Genomic DNA, 14,244 nt, shown 5'->3' on the forward strand with positions numbered 1-14,244 from the left:
CCGAGTACGAACGGGACTTCTGGCAGAGCCTGGAACAAGTCCCGCAGTCCGCCTGAGCCAAGATCACCGGACTCTACGAAACTCAGTACAGCTCAAAGTGCCTTCAGACCGGTTTCACCTGCCAGGACTGGATCGTTGACGCTGCTGGTCCTGCCTTTGCGGACCTCAACCCTGGCGGCCAGTGGCTCTTCTTGCCCGCCAGCATGACCTCACAGATCGCCGACCGCATGGCCAGCTGGCTGCGAGGGCGATGAATGACTGCCATCCGAGGGCGATTCGCCGAAGCCCGCCTCTACCTCCACTACTGCGCAGCCCTGCTTCACCCCGGGCACACGATGCCCACGTTCGCTGAACCCGAGCCCCACGCCCGAAATATGCCGCCCCTGACCGAGGACGAACTCGGTCTCCTGGTGGAGGAGGGCCGCCGCCAGCTCGACCGGCAAATGGCCGACCTCGATCGGATCCGCAACCGGGCGGGCGCTCTCGCAACAGTCTCCCTCGCGCTGACCGCGGCTGTCGTGGGTAGATTCTCCGGAGTACTCGACCGGCACTGGTCGCTCATTACCCTGTGGGCACTCGCATGCGTTCTCGCTCTCCTCTCGGTCGCGGGTGCGGCGTCCATCCTTTCGGCGAGGGCTGTCCTCGGACGTATCGATACCCGGCTCGCCGCGCAAGGGCCTCGGCCCATGCGACCAAACCTGGCGGAGGCATACGTTGGACTGGTGAGCATCGGAGAAGAAACGGTCAGGACGTTTCTGACGGTGTTCCGCGATGCCGTCACCTTGGCAGTCGTCGCCGCGCTTACCTTCTTCATCGTGCTGGTAGGCATCGATCTCAGCGCGCGTGACACGCGCCCTACGAATGGAACGGAACCGAAATGCCCGATCTCTACGACCTGTTCGGTGACCCCGTCCCCGAGGTGAAGTCGTCTGCTCCCGAGCCGCCCAAGCCAGGAACGGTCCATACCGCATCGGTGGAGACGATCGACAACGACCGGGCAGGCACCCTGCTGGGTGCCGTGAGCATCTGACGGGCTCCGGCGGACCGCGGCAGCGCAATAGCTGTCGATGAGGGACTGGATACCAGATGTGTGCACTGTTCACGATGCCGTCCGTGCTCTCGTGAGTGTCGAGGCTCCGCATCCGGAGAACCCTTGCCGGCCGTGAAGAACTCGTCGAGCCCTTGGTACGGGGCCAGTTGACGGTGGACGCGGTCGAGCAGCCGCTGGTCGGTGCTCTGCAGCTGGCGTTCCGGCTGTCCTGGAGGGGACAGCGCGGGCATGGAGACGAGAAGGGCAAGGCGGAACGTACCTCGGGCTCTGGGACGACCCGCAGAATGAGGCACCAGGTTTCTCCAGCGTCGTGACGAGGGTCGATGGCCCACAGCACCTGGCCGAGACCTCGTTGCACGCCCAAGCCTCGGTCAGCGTCTTCGTCACCTTCGCCTTCTAGAACACGCTCGTGGCGGCCCATCGTGATCAACACCTGCCGCGGTGGTCTCTCGCGGTAGCTGACGGATTCAAGTACGGCCACATCGCCGCAGAGTCAGGCGAAGTCATGCCCGGCAGCCCATTGCTCCCTGCCCGCCGCCATCTCCAACTCGTCATCCAGAACACCTCGTACAGCCGCAAGTCCCCCGGTCTGCAGACCGTGATCACGACGAGACAGGGCCTGGACCAGTACGAGAAACCGGCGTTCGAGACATCGCTGGCCGACACCGTCGGACCGAGGACTGCTCAGCGACTACCGCATCGTCACCGCCGCGGTGCCCGACACTGGCCTGCGTAACGCTCTCAGCCGGCTCCCGCACCGGCCAGCCGCCGAATCACTGCGAAGCGCAGCCGCTCAAGCGCTCCTCCTCCACGCCATGCACCGGTACGACCTGCGACGCGTCCTGACCGTCCACCCGAGCCAGGACGCGGCCAAGGTCTTCACACGGACGCTGTCACAGACGGCCAGCCTGATGCCTCAGCGCATGCAAGTCCCGCTGCACATCGGCTGGATCCCTGACTCCTGCCGTATCCGCCGGGACCGCATCAAGATCATCGACGAGTTCACCCGCGCCGCCGTCTGCGCCTGTGCGCTGAAGAACGTCGCTCGACCGACCTGCGTCAGCTGCAGGCTCAGGCATCCCCTGAACACCTGCTGGCAGTCGCGGCCCGGCTGGCCGCCACGATGCAGTTCGGCCCGTACACCGCCGTGACTGATTCCCCCGTCACCGACTACTCGGCTACGTCGGCAGACCTGCGGCTGTCACGCCTCGACGACTCCGACGAACCCGGGCACCTGGGTGGCCGTGTCCCGTGCACCCTGTGGAATCTGCGTCAGGTGACCGAGTCAAGCCTGCTGGTTCCGACCGGTGACCTGCGCTGGGTATTCGCCCACGACAGCTACCGTGAGATCCTTGCCGCTCACTTCCTGCGCATGCGCAACCTGCGGCCGCAACCGCAGCGCCAGTTGCTGTGGATCGGCGACAGCGAGGCCCGCCACATCATCCCCGCCTGGCGCGCCAGCAGCGATGCCACGCTCTTTGCCGACCTGCTGCGCGACGACCCCCTCATCCTGCTCCTGGCCGACTTGCCCAGCTGTCCCGACACCGCACGGGAACGCACGGTTGACGCCCTGTTCGCCCTGCTGGAACGGGATGACGCGGTGCGCCTCGACCACAGCCTGCTGCACCGCCTCAACCAGGCCGCCTCGCTCGCTCGGCTGCTACGAGAGCTGGAACAGTTCCTCGACGAGTGCGACGAGACCGTCGAGGATGCCCTGGCAGCCCATTTCGGCATCGCCCCAGCCAGCGAGGCGTTCAGCGCGGCCCTCTGCTTCCACGCGGACAAGATCGAGACCGCCCTCGGCATTGAGAGCGCCACGTCGCGAACACCTACCTGCCCCGTCAATCCGGGCAGAGATTCCACACTATCTCTCCGTCGATCCGAGTAGAGATCTGGCACGATTCGGGCAGGGGTTCCACACGATCCGCCCGTCGATTCCGGCAGGGATCCCACACGATCCGCCCGTCGATCCGGCAAAAAAATCTGGCGAACCGAGTAAAGAATCCACGCGTCAGCATCGTCTAAATAGTGACGAACTTTCGTGTCCGTCACATGATCCGCCGTCGGGCTCCACGGCAAGGCACCCGCAGTCGGATCGCCGATAGCGCCTACCACAACTGGGTGGCAGGCGCTATCGGCATGCCCGTATTCCCCCTTCTGGGTGAACACCCTCAAGATCCGATTGCAATCTGCGGATCGGCACTGGCAGATTCCTGAGACGTCACGGCCCCATCACCCTCGGTGCCTTGCCAGCCCCTCGGCCCCGATGCCGTGGAGACGAGGGTGACGACCGAGGCGACCCATGACGGACACGACAGTTGGAGTGCTATGAGCACCATCCCTGCTGCCGGGGGCGAGCCCCCGGCAGCAACCGCACCACCCCGGTCCGGGACCGGCAGTCCCGGTGACCGTCCCCGTCCACCGCGGACCTTCCTTCACCGGATCCGGGCGTGGATTACGGCCGCCCTTGCTGTCGTCACCGGCCTTGCCGATCCCCTGCTGCCGGCGCAGTCGGACTGGGCGGATTCGGTCGAGCACGCACACACCGGGGCCCTTTGGGCTCTGGGCGTTCAGCTCCTGGCCATGACCGGTCAGGCGCTGCTGCGGATGGCCAACCTCCGGGGGTCACTGAACGTGGCCTGGGGCGACCAACCCCCGTCGGCTCAGCCGGAGCACCGACCGGACACGCGTTGAGTTCTGCGGGACGAATTGACAGGCCAGGGGCCGAGGCGGACACCACCTCGGCCCCGTCGGCCATGCCCGAAACCACGCTGCTCGAGTTTTACAAGACAGAACTACCGGCTGCGGTCAGCTTCTTGAGATGCGCCTTCCCTGCGATTGACCACCACTCCGCCGAAGACATCGTGCAGGAGGCTCTCCTCCGGGTCATCACACACAGGTGGTCCCAGATCAGAAACCCCAAGGCGTTCCTCCTCACCGCGATGCGCAATCTCGCCATCGACTACCTGCGCAGCCGCACTCGCGAGCCACTACTCACTGACAATGCCTTGGAGGCCATGGCTCCCGCAGTGGACGACGAGCTGGGCACCATCGACCTGATGAACGCGGTCGACGCTGCGATAGCTCGCATGCCGGCACGTCAACGCGCGGTTTTCCTTCTGCACACCGAGGGCCACCAGGCCAGTGAGATCGGCGACTTGTTGGGCATCACGCCGAGCACGGCGCACGTCCAAGTCCACAAGGCTCGTGCTCGTCTGCGTCAGATGCTCTCTGAGGACCACGGCGGCGACAACTGACAAGATGCGAGGACTGGACGGATGCATGACGTTGGCGGGCGAGTGGTACTCATCTGCAACCGTCTGGGCAGCTCTCGCTGTCCTGGGAAGTTTGTTGACAGGCTTCGTCGCAGCATGATCGACGTTGCGATCAGCGAACCCGATAAGCCGATTGGCCTACTGACTGGCGAAGGCGACTCCACTCCTGAATGCTCATGGCGCCAGCCTTGAGGTTCACCACAGCGGCAATGAGGCTTTGCCAACCTCAGATTGAGCAGGTCGGGGGACATGTGCGGGCCTGGACAGCGCCCGTAGTCGACACGAGACGTCCCCCGGGCGGTCCGTCAGGTACCCCGATCCTGAGCGCGGACTCGCTCAGTGTGCTGCGACATTCACGGTGAAACGGACTTCGGTGGAGCCGAGCGTTTCAGTCACCTGCCAGCAGCCGGGCTCGGGGAAGTCGATGACCGTCGGCCACCACTGCCGGTCGCCGTCGGCCGTGGCAAATCCACCGGTACTGCCGCGCGCGGAGCCGGATCGGTACAGGCGTTCGACATCGACCTGCGGGGCGCCCTTCCGGTCAGTCGCCCGCCCCTGAGCATCGAGCGTTATCGACGCGTACTTCGTGCGGTACCTCTCCTCGCGTTCGTCCGTGTGATCCAGAAGGCGGGGTTTGGCCACCCATAGGTCATCAGCGCCGTACCACTCGCTCTTCTTGTCGAAGTCACGCACGGCGACGGGTACGGAGCCGGAAGGGACCGGCGCAGTGTCGGGGCAGGCCGCATTCGTCGTGTCAGAAGCGTCCGGCCGACTTGCCGAGGAGGATGGCGAATCCGGCGGGGGTGAGGTCGACGTCGAGCAGCCGACGGCCAGCAACACCAAGGGGCCCACCCAGGATGCTGCTCCCCGTGCGTTCCACCTTTGCATACGCCTCAGTCTTCCATGGCTGTGAGCTCCTGCGGGTCCGTCTTCAACTTGTGATCGAGCTGGTGTGGTGCAGGGTGAGGACGGCCTGGACGAGGTTGGTGATGCGGGTCGTCGAGCAGCGGATCGTGCGCAGGAGCCGCTAGGCGCTCGCCTTGTTCTTCCACGGCGACTGACGAGGCCGGACTCGTCGTCAGCTCTCGGTGCAGTAGTGAGCGGCGGTTCCTGTGGAGTGCGGGTTGAGTTCGGGGCGCAGGACCAGGTCCTCGTCGTAGTCGCCGCCGTTCTGGTGGCGGAACGGCAACGGTCCGGTGTGCGGAAGGTCCTCGAGGCGTTGGCGCAGGACGTTCGCGTGGACAACGTACGCGGCCTCGTCCACGCGGTCGGCTCCGTGGACGAGCAGCGGGGGCAGGACCTCGATCCCCGTGTACCACAGAGTGCCGTGCTGGAGAGGGAAGAGCAGGTCGTTGAGCTCACCGTTGACGCCGCGTGGACCGAGGCTCGCCTCCCGGGCACCGGCACTGACGACGACCATCGCACGCTTACCCGCGAGCGCCCCCTCGCCGTAGCGCACTTGGCGCCCCCGGGCGTCGCGGACGCCGAAGGCGAACCCGCCGACGAAGACGCGGTCGAACCAGCCCTTGAGGATGGCCGGCATCCCGTACCACCACAACGGAAACTGCACGACGAGCGTGTCCGCCCAGGACAACTTGTCGTGTTCGACGGAGATGTCAGAGGACAACGTGCCCCGTTCGAAAGCCTGCTGGGCCGCGCTGCCGACGATGAGCCGCTCACCGTCGGGGTGGGAGAAGTCACTGGGCCTGACGACCGGGTCGAACTTCATCGCGTACAGGTCGCTGGTGCGCACCTCGTGCCCCTGGTCCAGGAGGTGTTGGACACCGTCGCGGAACAAGGAGCCGTTCAGGGAACGAGGTTCGGGATGGGCAGTGAGCCACAGGACTTTCACTGTAGGTTCCCTTCTGGCAGATCCATGATCGTGCGCACCTACCCGGCCCGTCCTAGGGCAACCCGCCGCGCCGTCCCGGACGCGGTGACGCCGAGTCCCTGCCAGCGGCCTGGCAGGGACTCCGGGGATGCACGGGGGTCGCGGTGCGGCCTACGTGGCCTCCACTACATCGTCCGTCAGCAGCGGGTAGACCCCGTTCTCGTCGTGGTCCTCACGGCCAGTGAGGGCCGGGGTGAAGATACACAGGAACGTGCTGTCCTCGATCGGCTTGATCGTGTGGTTGTCGGCGTCGTCCAGGATGTGGAGGGTGCCGGGCGTGATGACGTGTTCCTCGTTCTCGTCGCGGTCGACCAGAATCATCTTCCCGGAGATGCAGAAGACGGCTTCCACGTGGTTCGCGTAGCAGATGTCGGTCTCGGTTCCGGCGTACACGACGGTCTCGGAAACTGAGTACCCGAATCCATCCGAAGCCAGGAGGATGCGCTTGCTGCGCCATGCGCCGCTTGCCGCCGTGACATCGCGCTCAGTACCTTCGATCTCCGAAATCCTATGAACCTGCATGATATTCCTCCTGATCGTTCACGAATTCTTGGTGCTGTGACAAATGAGGTGAGCTCGATAGGTCTAGCGCGTTTTCAGCGACTTCAGGAGCTCGATGTAGAGGCGGTTGAACCGGGCCCCTTCATCCAGGTAGGCCGCCCCGACGATCGCGCTCTCCCGCAGGTACGTGACGAGGACTCCGTCACCGGGGCGTTCGAGGTCGCCGCGAACGATCTCCATGGAGTCCGCGTTCCTGGAGTTCCCCGCGATCTGGATGCGAAGTCCGAACACTTCGGTAGCCATGCTGGGGAAGTACGCGATCCGGGTCATCTTTGATCCGTATCCCAGAGACGAGGCTAGCGCCTTCCCGGCGATATTTCCGGTGTCAATCGCATTTTTCCAGAATTCCATGCGGGTAAGCTTTTCCGCGCCCCACGGGTCGGGATAACGGGCGATGTCGCCGGCTGCGAAAACGCCCTCGCACTCCGGTACGCGCATATACTCGTCGACCCGTACTCCGTCGGACAGGTCCAGGCCGTTCCCGTCCAGCCATTCCACGTTGGGAACGCTGCCGATGGCCTCGATGAAGAGCGGCCGTTCGGACGCCGTCCCGGGGAGCGACGCCGAGTGTCCGCCTCCGGAGCGCCTTCCCGAGCGGTCGCAGAGGAGCTCCTTCGCGGCCTCGCCTGTCAGCAGGGTGACGCCGTTCGCGGTGACCCAGCGTCCGAGCGCTCGCGCGACGTCCTCGCCCAGGATGTTCTCGAAGGGCCCGTGCCTCATCGCTTCGAGCATGACCACGTCGCAGCCGTACTCCTTGGCCAACGAGGCCAGTTCGCACGCGACGAACCCGGAGCCCGCAATCGTCACCACCTCTCTTCTGTGGAGCTCCTGGTGGATGGAGTGCGCGTCGTCCAGGCCGCGCAGCGTCCTGTGCGCGTGCGAGGCGCACTCCTCGTCGTCACGGGCGGCGGTCCTCGGGCGTACTCCCGAGGCGACTACCAGGCCGTCGTAGGCGAACGTTCCGCCGGTGCTCAGGTGCAGGACCCTGCCGCGCAGGTCCGCCGCCTCGACGCGGGTGCCCAGGTGCCAGTCGAGCGCGCTGGTCTCGGCCCCCCTGACTCTCAGGTCCTCGGTGATGGCCGCCCTGAGGTCGGGCGACGGCGGGTACCGCTTCTTCGTGAGTCCCGGCCGGTTGTACGTACGGTGGGCCTCGTCCCCGAAGACGGTGACCCTGGCACCGGTTTCGCAAGTGAGGACCGATTGGGCCGCCCGCAGGCCGGCTATGCCGGAGCCGACGATGCCGATGCGCGGCGCTGCGCCAGTCATGCGGCGTCACGGTCCATGACGATCGCCTGCAAGGGGCACGAGTCGATGGCATCCTCGATCGCGTCGAGGTTCTCCTCGCCGAACGTCTCCTGGTACGCCAGCTTCCCGTCGGCGTCGAGCTCGAAGTGATCCGGCGCCGAGATGGCGCACAGGCCGTGGTTCTGGCACTTGACCTCGTCAACGGTGATCTTCATGGTCTCCTCCGATCGGAAGCGCGGTTCAGGAACGCGAGGTGAACGTGATGGGCAGCGCAACCGCCCCCGTGTTGCCGGAATCGGGCAGCCACTTGGCGTCCTCCCCCATGCGCAGGTCGGTCAGCCGTGCGGCCAGCGTCGAGAGGGCCACGCCGATGTCCGCACGGGCGACGAAGTGCCCAAGGCAGTGGTGCAGTCCGCCGCCGAACGCGAAGTGCGGGGAGCGCTCGGCGTCAAGGTCGATGCGGTCAGGGTCGTCGAACGCAGCCGGGTCGGTGGCCGACGTCATGGTGAAGAGGTGGAGCGTGGTCCCCTTCTCGATCGTGCGCTCCTTGTACTGGAACGTCTCCGCTGCTTCGCGCGAGATCCAGCGGCCGATCGGATTGACGCGCAGTGCCTCCTCGACCGCCGCGGCCGAGTAGCGCTCGGGGTCCGATGCCAGCTTCTCCCACTGGTCGAGCTGCTTGGAGAACGCCTCAACGCTCAGGGCCAGTTGGTTCCGCGTCGTGTCGATGCCCGCGAAGATCAACAGGATGATGAGGTTGATGAGCTCCTCGTCGGAAAGCTTGCCCGCGTCCTCGTCCCTCGCGTCCACGAGGTTGCTCAGGATGTCGCCCTTGGGAGACTCCCTGCGGCTGCGGACCAGGGACTCGGCGTACTGGGTCAGCTCGACGATGGCCTGGTCGATCCGGGCGATGTGCTCCTGGATGGTGATGCCGAGGCCGAGGCCGATCGTAGAGGCGAGTTCGTGGACCTTCTTCCAGTCGTTCTCGTCGATGCCCAGCATCACGCACAGAATCCTGGTCGCGTACGGTGCGGCGAACCGGCTCGCGAACTCGGTGCGCCCGTCCTTGATCCACTCGTCCACCAGGCCGTCCGCCAGGTCCTGGAACTTCGCGTGCAGGGGCGCTATCCGGCGAGGTGAGAAGGCGGGGTTCACCAGGCGGCGAATCCTGTTGTGCTCGTCGCCCTCCAGCACCAGCAGGGTCTTCTGCCACCACTTGTCGAAGTGTCCTTCGACGACCCCGTGCTGAGCGGGCCACCTGGCCGATCCTTGCGTCAACAGGGGGCTCTTCAGGAGGGCGCTGCTGTCCTCGTAGCGCAGGACGGCGATGCCCCAGTCCGTACGTGCGTACCAGTGGGCGTCTCGTGCCTTCCGTACCTCCTCGGAGTCCATGCGGAAGTAGGCGTTGTTGATGTCGAGGTGCAGTGTCGTGGGTTGCGTGGCCATGGCGGTCGGCTCCCAGTCGTCGGATGCGGTGCTGCTCGGACCAGTGACGGGCGGCCTGGTTCAGCCGGCGGTCAGCGGGCCGATGCGGTACAGGACCTCGTCGTGGTGGCCCTCGCTGTCGGCGAAGAGGGAGCTGGGGAAGAGCACGCAGGTCTCGACGGGGGCGGAGTGCTTCTTCGCGTACTGCTTCAGCACCATGATGATCGCCTTGTTCTCGGCGGAGACAGTGGCCTCGACGTACCGGGCGCCGTTGGCAACCTGCTGGTCGGCCGCCTCCTGGAAGAGCTTGACGCCGAGGAACGGGATGCCGTGGCGCGGGTTGACGGCGGTCTGCCACACGAAGTAGGTCTCGGGTTCCTCGGGGCGGCGGTAGCCCGTGAGGAAGCCGACGAGTTCGTCGTCCACCGTCGCGACCAGCGAGCCGTCGGCGAAGTCCCGGAACCACAGCGAGTAGTAGTAGAGGCTGTTGGAGTCCAGGCCGGGAGTGTCCTCGACCATCTTCCACACGGCGGGTGCGTCCTGAGGGACCGGTGCGCGGAAGACGGCCCGCTTCTTCTCGGCCGTGTTCGGCTCTGTGGAGGCTGCAGTGGGCATGGTGATCGTCATGTCAGGTCGGGGCCTTTCTTTCGTGTGTCTCTCATGTCGGTTGCGGGCGCGGTCACGTCGTTTCGTAGACAGCGCGCTGCACGGTGCGCAGTCCCTCGTCGAGGTCGTCGGTGGTGATGATGAGCGGGGGCAGCAGCTTCAAGACCTCGTCGTGGGCCCCGGAGGTCTCCACGAGGAGTCCGAGTTCGAAGGCGCGGCGGGCGGCGCGCCCCGCGTGCCGGGGGTCGGCGAGCTCCAGGCCCCAGGCCATCCCGCGGCCGCGGTAGGCCGATCCGCTGTGGTGTACGGCGGTGTCGTGGAGCGCGGCCTCGATGGTCTGGGCGTGCGCCAGGGTCTGCCGCTCGAGCGTGTCGTCGCTCCAGTAGGTGTTGAGGGCGGCGGTCGCGGTGACGAAGGCCGGGTTGTTGCCGCGGAAGGTGCCGTTGTGCTCGCCCGGCTCCCACACGTCGAGTTCCGGTCGGAACAGGCAGAGCGACATGGGCAGTCCGTAGCCGCTGATGGACTTGGAGACGGTGACGATGTCCGGCGTGATGCCCGACTCCTCGAAGGAGAAGAAGGCGCCGGTGCGGCCGCAGCCCATCTGGATGTCGTCGACGATGAGCAGCATGTCGTGCCGGCGGCAGAGTTGGGCGAGGGCGTGCAGCCACTCGGCACGGGCGACGTTGATGCCGCCCTCGCCCTGGACCGTTTCGACGATGACGGCGGCCGGCTGGTTCAGGCCCGATCCCTGGTCCTCCAGGAGCCGCTCGAACCAGATGAAGTCCGGGGTCCTGCCGTCGAGGTAGTTGTCGAACGGCATGGGGGTGCCGTGTACCAGCGGGATGCCGGCGCCGGCCCGCTTGAAGGCGTTGCCGGTCACGGCGAGCGAGCCGAGCGACATGCCGTGGAAGGCGTTCGTGAACGACACGATCGACTCGCGGCCCTTGACCTTGCGTGCCAGCTTGAGGGCGGCCTCGACGGCGTTGGTGCCGGTCGGGCCCGGGAACATGACCTTGTAGGGCAGGTCCCGCGGGCGCAGCACGGTGTTCTGGAAGTACTCGAGGAACGCGCGCTTGGCCGTGGTGGACATGTCCAGGCTGTGGGTGACGCCGTCGTGCTGCAGGTAGTCGAGCAGGGTGCGCTTGAGCACGGGATTGTTGTGGCCGTAGTTGAGAGAACCGGCCCCGGCGAAGAAGTCGAGGTACTCGTGCCCGTCCTCGTCGTACATCCGGCTGCCTTGCGCGCGGTTGAACACGGTGGGCCAGCTGCGGCAATAGCTGCGTACCTCGGACTCCAGGGTCGTGAAGACGCTGAGGTCGGGCTGGGTGAGCGTCATGCCGCGACCTGCTCGCCCTGTGTGGCGAGGACGAAGTCGGTGAAGGTGTCCACGGAGACGAAGTCGTCCGCGTCCAGCTCCTCCGGGTCGACGACCAGGCCGATGGAGTCCTCAAGGAACATGAGCATCTCGAGCATGGTGGTGGAGTCCAGGTGCAGGTCGGCAAAGAGCTTCACGTCGCCGGTGAGACCGGTGACGGCACGCTCCAGGACGTCGGTGAGGGCGTTCTCGAGGGCGGTGACGACGTGCTGGCGGTCCATGGTCAGTTCCTCACGTGTGTCGGGTGGCTGTCGTTCTCGGGCGTTGCTCTGATGGGGCGTACGGGGGTCAGTGGCCCAGGCACGCTTGGAGGGCCTCTGTGGTGGCCGAGGCGGGCGGGTCCTGTTCGATCAGGGAGGCCAGCTTCTTGCGGTCGACCTTGCCGTTGCCGTTGGTGGGCAGGGCGTCGAGGCGGACGCAGCGGCGCGGGATCTTGAAGGGTTCGATGTGGTCCCGCATGCCCTCGCGTACCTGGTCGGCGGTGAGGTCCGCGACGACGGCGAGGAGCGCGGTCCGCTTGCCCTCGGGAGGCAGTACGGCGGCAGAGGTCACTCCGTCGACCCGGGTCGCGGCGGCCTCGACCTCGGTGGTGCTGAGGCGGAACCCGCGCTCCTTGTAGAGGTCGTCCCTGCGGCCGGAGAAGTAGAGGTAGCCGTCCTTGTCCTGCCAGCCGTAGTCGCCGGTGTGCAGCTCGGGGAACAGTCCCTCCGTGCGCGGGAAGCGCTCGTCGGTCAGCTCGGGGCGGCGCCAGTACCCGGCCATGACGTTAGGCCCGCGGACGACGATCTGGCCGATCTCTTCCGCGGGCAGCCGGTCTCCGTCATCGTCGACGATGAAGACCTCGGTGCCTGGCAGCGGCAGCCCGCAGGAGCCCGGGTGGTCCAGGTCTCCATCGGGGGGCATGATCGCCGTGCGCTTGCACTCGGTGAGGCCGTACATCACCTGGATTCGCAGGTGAGGCAGGGCGGCGCGCAGCGCGCTCATGGTGGGCTCGGAGAGTGCCGCACCAGTGTTGGTGAGCAGGCGTAGGCGGCTCGGCCCCCCGCTGCTGCGGTTGAGCAGCCAGGCGAGTCGGTCCGAGACAGAGGGCATGGAGGGCAGGACGGTGGCGCCCGCCTCCTCCAGGCTGCGCAGCAGCGGGGGGCCGACCTCGGCGACCGTGGCCAGGTGGAGTCGGGCGCCGCTGAGGGCCGCGAGGTAGACCTGGTAGAGGCCGTAGTCGAAGGAGAGCGGGAGCGGGCAGTAGACGACGTCGTCGCTGCGGTACTCCAGGCACTCCTGGATCGCGGTGGCGGCGAATAGCGCCTGCTGGTGGGTGCTGACCACAGCCTTGGGCAGGGAGGTGGTGCCCGAGGTGTAGATCAGGCTGACGGGGTCCACGCCTACGGCGTTCGGGCCGGCGGGGGGAGCGGCCTCGGCAGTGTCCGCGTCGAGTGCCGTGCGCACGAGCTCGTCGAGCACGAGGGAGCGGACGCCGTGCTCGGCGGCGGTCCGTCCGGCGCCGAGGTCGTCGGAGACCAGCAGCGCGGGCTCGCAGTCGTGCAGGACGTGTTCCAGCGGCCCGCCGCGTACTTGTTCGTGGAGCACGCTGAAGACGGCGCCGACGCGCGAGGCGGCGTAGACCAGGATGGCGATGCCGACGCCGTCGGAGGCGGTGACGATGATCCGGTCGCCGCGCCGCAGGCCCTCGCGCCGCAGGCGGGCTGCCATGGCGGTGGTGGCGGTGGCGAGTTCCCGGTAGGTGAGGCCGCGATCGCGTGAGCTCAGTGCGGCCGACTCCGGATCGCGGTCGGCGGCTCGGTCCAGTATCTCGTGCAGGAGCTGCGGAGTGCGGGGCATCAGGTCTCCTCGGCCGTGGGGGTGCGGGCGGTGGCCGTGTGTGCCCGGCGGTGGGGTACAACGGTGGTGGCGGTCGCAGCGCACACGAGTTGAGGCTCGTCGAGGACCTCGCCGGCGCTGTCGGCTTCTTCGGGGCTGGCGCGGATGACCTTGTGCGCCTCCAGCTCGACCACGCGGCGCAGTCGAGTCTGGCGCACCAGCCGTGCGCGCGCCTCGATGTAGTCGCCAGGCCTCACGGGTGCGGTGAAACGGATGTCGCTGTACTGGGCCAGCAGTCCTTCGTCGCCGTCCGTGCGGACGGTGATCTCGGTGACGAGGTCGCCGAACAGGCGCAAGATGCGCGCACCGTCGACGAGATTGCCCCCGTAGTGAGCCTCTTCCTGGCCGACGCGTACGCGGAGGAAGGCGGTGGTCTGCGCTTCTCGCTCGTCGCGGGTACTGGTCCCGATGGTCGCGGTCGTGGGAGTGTTCGGCGGCGGCACGGCGTCAAGCTCCTTCGGTGCAGTGGGTTCGGTTCATCCGTTCCCGGCGGCTTTGTCGGTGGGGTCGTCGGCGGTCGTACCAAGGGCCTCGGGGAAGCTGATGGCGACGGCGGCCACGACGTTGTGCTTATGAGTGATGGAGACCGAGACGGATGACGGCGTCAGTTGCGCGGCTCGTCCGCGGAGGTGGACGACAGGGGCGCCGCGCGCGGTGTGCTCCACGTAAATCTCCCGTGGCGTCACACCTTGTAGGAAACCGATTCCCAGGACTTTGAGGAGGGCCTCTTTGGCGGCGAACCGACCGGCCAGGAATTCCAGGCGGCGATCTTCGCCGAGGGTCTCGGCGTGGGCTATTTCCTCCGGGGCGAAACTGAAGCGCAAGAACCAGGATCGTTCGATGAGGCGGCGGAGTTCGGAGCGGTCGAGTACGTCCAGTCCGACTCGCGCAGCTTGCTTCGCTGCGGTTCTCATTCGGATCAGGTGTCCATTCGGAT

Annotated in this window: 18 protein-coding genes and 1 pseudogene; 4 read left to right on the plus strand and 15 right to left on the minus strand. The window is 66.6% G+C overall.

Annotated features, from left to right (window positions below; genetic code table 11):
• Nucleotides 1–209: 209 nt before the first annotated feature.
• Nucleotides 210–551 carry a hypothetical protein gene (locus ACFXPL_RS32120; RefSeq protein ID WP_384926259.1) on the minus strand — a complete coding sequence of 114 codons (342 nt, stop codon included), beginning with the start codon at nt 549–551 and terminating at the stop codon, nt 210–212.
• 326 nt (nt 552–877) lie between these two features.
• Between ACFXPL_RS32120 and ACFXPL_RS32125 the strand changes: the two genes are divergently transcribed.
• From ACFXPL_RS32125 to ACFXPL_RS32140, 4 genes are all read left to right on the plus strand, one after another.
• The gene (locus ACFXPL_RS32125; protein ID WP_384926261.1) at nt 878–1,030 is read left to right on the plus strand and encodes a hypothetical protein; all 153 of its coding nucleotides are present in this window, start codon (nt 878–880) and stop codon (nt 1,028–1,030) included.
• Between the two features lie 836 nt (nt 1,031–1,866).
• On the plus strand, nt 1,867–2,202 hold the full coding sequence (locus ACFXPL_RS32130) for a hypothetical protein (RefSeq protein WP_384926263.1): 336 nt from the start codon (nt 1,867–1,869) through the stop codon (nt 2,200–2,202).
• A complete protein-coding gene (locus ACFXPL_RS32135) occupies nt 2,199–2,939 on the plus strand; it encodes a hypothetical protein (protein ID WP_384926264.1) in 741 nt (246 codons plus the stop codon). Before ACFXPL_RS32130 ends, ACFXPL_RS32135 begins: the two co-directional genes overlap by 4 nt.
• 868 nt (nt 2,940–3,807) lie before the next feature.
• Nucleotides 3,808–4,308, plus strand: a complete 501-nt coding sequence (locus tag ACFXPL_RS32140; protein WP_384926266.1) for an RNA polymerase sigma factor — start codon at nt 3,808–3,810, stop codon at nt 4,306–4,308.
• Between the two features lie 354 nt (nt 4,309–4,662).
• On the opposite strand, the gene ACFXPL_RS32145 is transcribed toward ACFXPL_RS32140, so the two are convergent.
• The 14 genes and pseudogenes from ACFXPL_RS32145 to ACFXPL_RS32210 form a co-directional block, all read right to left on the minus strand.
• Nucleotides 4,663–5,019: a hypothetical protein gene (locus tag ACFXPL_RS32145; RefSeq protein WP_384926268.1), complete on the minus strand. Its 357-nt coding sequence runs from the start codon at nt 5,017–5,019 to the stop codon at nt 4,663–4,665.
• 61 nt (nt 5,020–5,080) lie between these two features.
• The gene (locus ACFXPL_RS32150; RefSeq protein ID WP_384926270.1) at nt 5,081–5,206 is read right to left on the minus strand and encodes a hypothetical protein; all 126 of its coding nucleotides are present in this window, start codon (nt 5,204–5,206) and stop codon (nt 5,081–5,083) included.
• Nucleotides 5,207–5,257: 51 nt separating this feature from the next.
• A pseudogene (locus tag ACFXPL_RS32155) lies at nt 5,258–5,353 on the minus strand (IS5/IS1182 family transposase); the annotation flags it as partial.
• 51 nt (nt 5,354–5,404) lie between these two features.
• Nucleotides 5,405–6,178: an NAD(P)H-dependent oxidoreductase gene (locus tag ACFXPL_RS32160; RefSeq protein WP_384926272.1), complete on the minus strand. Its 774-nt coding sequence runs from the start codon at nt 6,176–6,178 to the stop codon at nt 5,405–5,407.
• A gap of 150 nt (nt 6,179–6,328) precedes the next feature.
• Nucleotides 6,329–6,739 (minus strand): ectoine synthase, encoded by a 411-nt coding sequence (locus ACFXPL_RS32165; protein ID WP_384926274.1) that lies wholly within the window; start codon nt 6,737–6,739, stop codon nt 6,329–6,331.
• Nucleotides 6,740–6,802: 63 nt separating this feature from the next.
• Nucleotides 6,803–8,044, minus strand: a complete 1,242-nt coding sequence (locus ACFXPL_RS32170) for an NAD(P)/FAD-dependent oxidoreductase (protein ID WP_384926276.1) — start codon at nt 8,042–8,044, stop codon at nt 6,803–6,805.
• Nucleotides 8,041–8,238: a ferredoxin gene (locus tag ACFXPL_RS32175; RefSeq protein ID WP_384926278.1), complete on the minus strand. Its 198-nt coding sequence runs from the start codon at nt 8,236–8,238 to the stop codon at nt 8,041–8,043. The genes ACFXPL_RS32170 and ACFXPL_RS32175 overlap by 4 nt, the downstream gene beginning before the upstream one ends.
• A 25-nt stretch (nt 8,239–8,263) precedes the next feature.
• Nucleotides 8,264–9,469: a cytochrome P450 gene (locus ACFXPL_RS32180; RefSeq protein ID WP_384926280.1), complete on the minus strand. Its 1,206-nt coding sequence runs from the start codon at nt 9,467–9,469 to the stop codon at nt 8,264–8,266.
• 60 nt (nt 9,470–9,529) lie between these two features.
• Nucleotides 9,530–10,063 (minus strand): diaminobutyrate acetyltransferase, encoded by a 534-nt coding sequence (gene ectA / locus ACFXPL_RS32185; protein WP_384926282.1) that lies wholly within the window; start codon nt 10,061–10,063, stop codon nt 9,530–9,532.
• Between the two features lie 64 nt (nt 10,064–10,127).
• Nucleotides 10,128–11,390 (minus strand): diaminobutyrate--2-oxoglutarate transaminase, encoded by a 1,263-nt coding sequence (ectB, locus tag ACFXPL_RS32190; protein WP_384926284.1) that lies wholly within the window; start codon nt 11,388–11,390, stop codon nt 10,128–10,130.
• Nucleotides 11,387–11,650 (minus strand): acyl carrier protein, encoded by a 264-nt coding sequence (locus tag ACFXPL_RS32195; RefSeq protein ID WP_384926287.1) that lies wholly within the window; start codon nt 11,648–11,650, stop codon nt 11,387–11,389. Before ACFXPL_RS32195 ends, ectB begins: the two co-directional genes overlap by 4 nt.
• Nucleotides 11,651–11,717: 67 nt before the next feature.
• Nucleotides 11,718–13,268, minus strand: coding sequence for a class I adenylate-forming enzyme family protein (locus tag ACFXPL_RS32200; RefSeq protein ID WP_384926289.1), 1,551 nt, complete (start codon nt 13,266–13,268; stop codon nt 11,718–11,720).
• Entirely contained in the window at nt 13,268–13,750 is a 483-nt protein-coding gene (locus ACFXPL_RS32205; protein ID WP_384926291.1) for a hotdog domain-containing protein, read from the minus strand. The genes ACFXPL_RS32200 and ACFXPL_RS32205 overlap by 1 nt, the downstream gene beginning before the upstream one ends.
• A gap of 33 nt (nt 13,751–13,783) precedes the next feature.
• Nucleotides 13,784–14,221: a holo-ACP synthase gene (locus ACFXPL_RS32210; protein WP_384926293.1), complete on the minus strand. Its 438-nt coding sequence runs from the start codon at nt 14,219–14,221 to the stop codon at nt 13,784–13,786.
• Nucleotides 14,222–14,244 lie beyond the last annotated feature (23 nt).

Origin of the sequence: Streptomyces sp. NPDC059092 (genome assembly GCF_042756365.1) — a bacterium.
GTDB lineage: Bacteria > Actinomycetota > Actinomycetes > Streptomycetales > Streptomycetaceae > Streptomyces.

Coding starts and splice junctions, on each gene's coding strand:
- ACFXPL_RS32125 (WP_384926261.1), top strand. CDS start 878: ATGCCCGATCTCTACGACCTGTTCGGTGACCCCGTCCCCGAGGTGAAG.
- ACFXPL_RS32130 (WP_384926263.1), top strand. CDS start 1,867: ATGCACCGGTACGACCTGCGACGCGTCCTGACCGTCCACCCGAGCCAG.
- ACFXPL_RS32140 (WP_384926266.1), top strand. CDS start 3,808: ATGCCCGAAACCACGCTGCTCGAGTTTTACAAGACAGAACTACCGGCT.
- ACFXPL_RS32165 (WP_384926274.1), bottom strand. CDS start 6,739: ATGCAGGTTCATAGGATTTCGGAGATCGAAGGTACTGAGCGCGATGTC.
- ACFXPL_RS32170 (WP_384926276.1), bottom strand. CDS start 8,044: ATGACTGGCGCAGCGCCGCGCATCGGCATCGTCGGCTCCGGCATAGCC.
- ACFXPL_RS32175 (WP_384926278.1), bottom strand. CDS start 8,238: ATGAAGATCACCGTTGACGAGGTCAAGTGCCAGAACCACGGCCTGTGC.
- ACFXPL_RS32180 (WP_384926280.1), bottom strand. CDS start 9,469: ATGGCCACGCAACCCACGACACTGCACCTCGACATCAACAACGCCTAC.
- ectA (WP_384926282.1), bottom strand. CDS start 10,063: ATGCCCACTGCAGCCTCCACAGAGCCGAACACGGCCGAGAAGAAGCGG.
- ectB (WP_384926284.1), bottom strand. CDS start 11,390: ATGACGCTCACCCAGCCCGACCTCAGCGTCTTCACGACCCTGGAGTCC.
- ACFXPL_RS32195 (WP_384926287.1), bottom strand. CDS start 11,650: ATGGACCGCCAGCACGTCGTCACCGCCCTCGAGAACGCCCTCACCGAC.
- ACFXPL_RS32200 (WP_384926289.1), bottom strand. CDS start 13,268: ATGCCCCGCACTCCGCAGCTCCTGCACGAGATACTGGACCGAGCCGCC.
- ACFXPL_RS32210 (WP_384926293.1), bottom strand. CDS start 14,221: ATGAGAACCGCAGCGAAGCAAGCTGCGCGAGTCGGACTGGACGTACTC.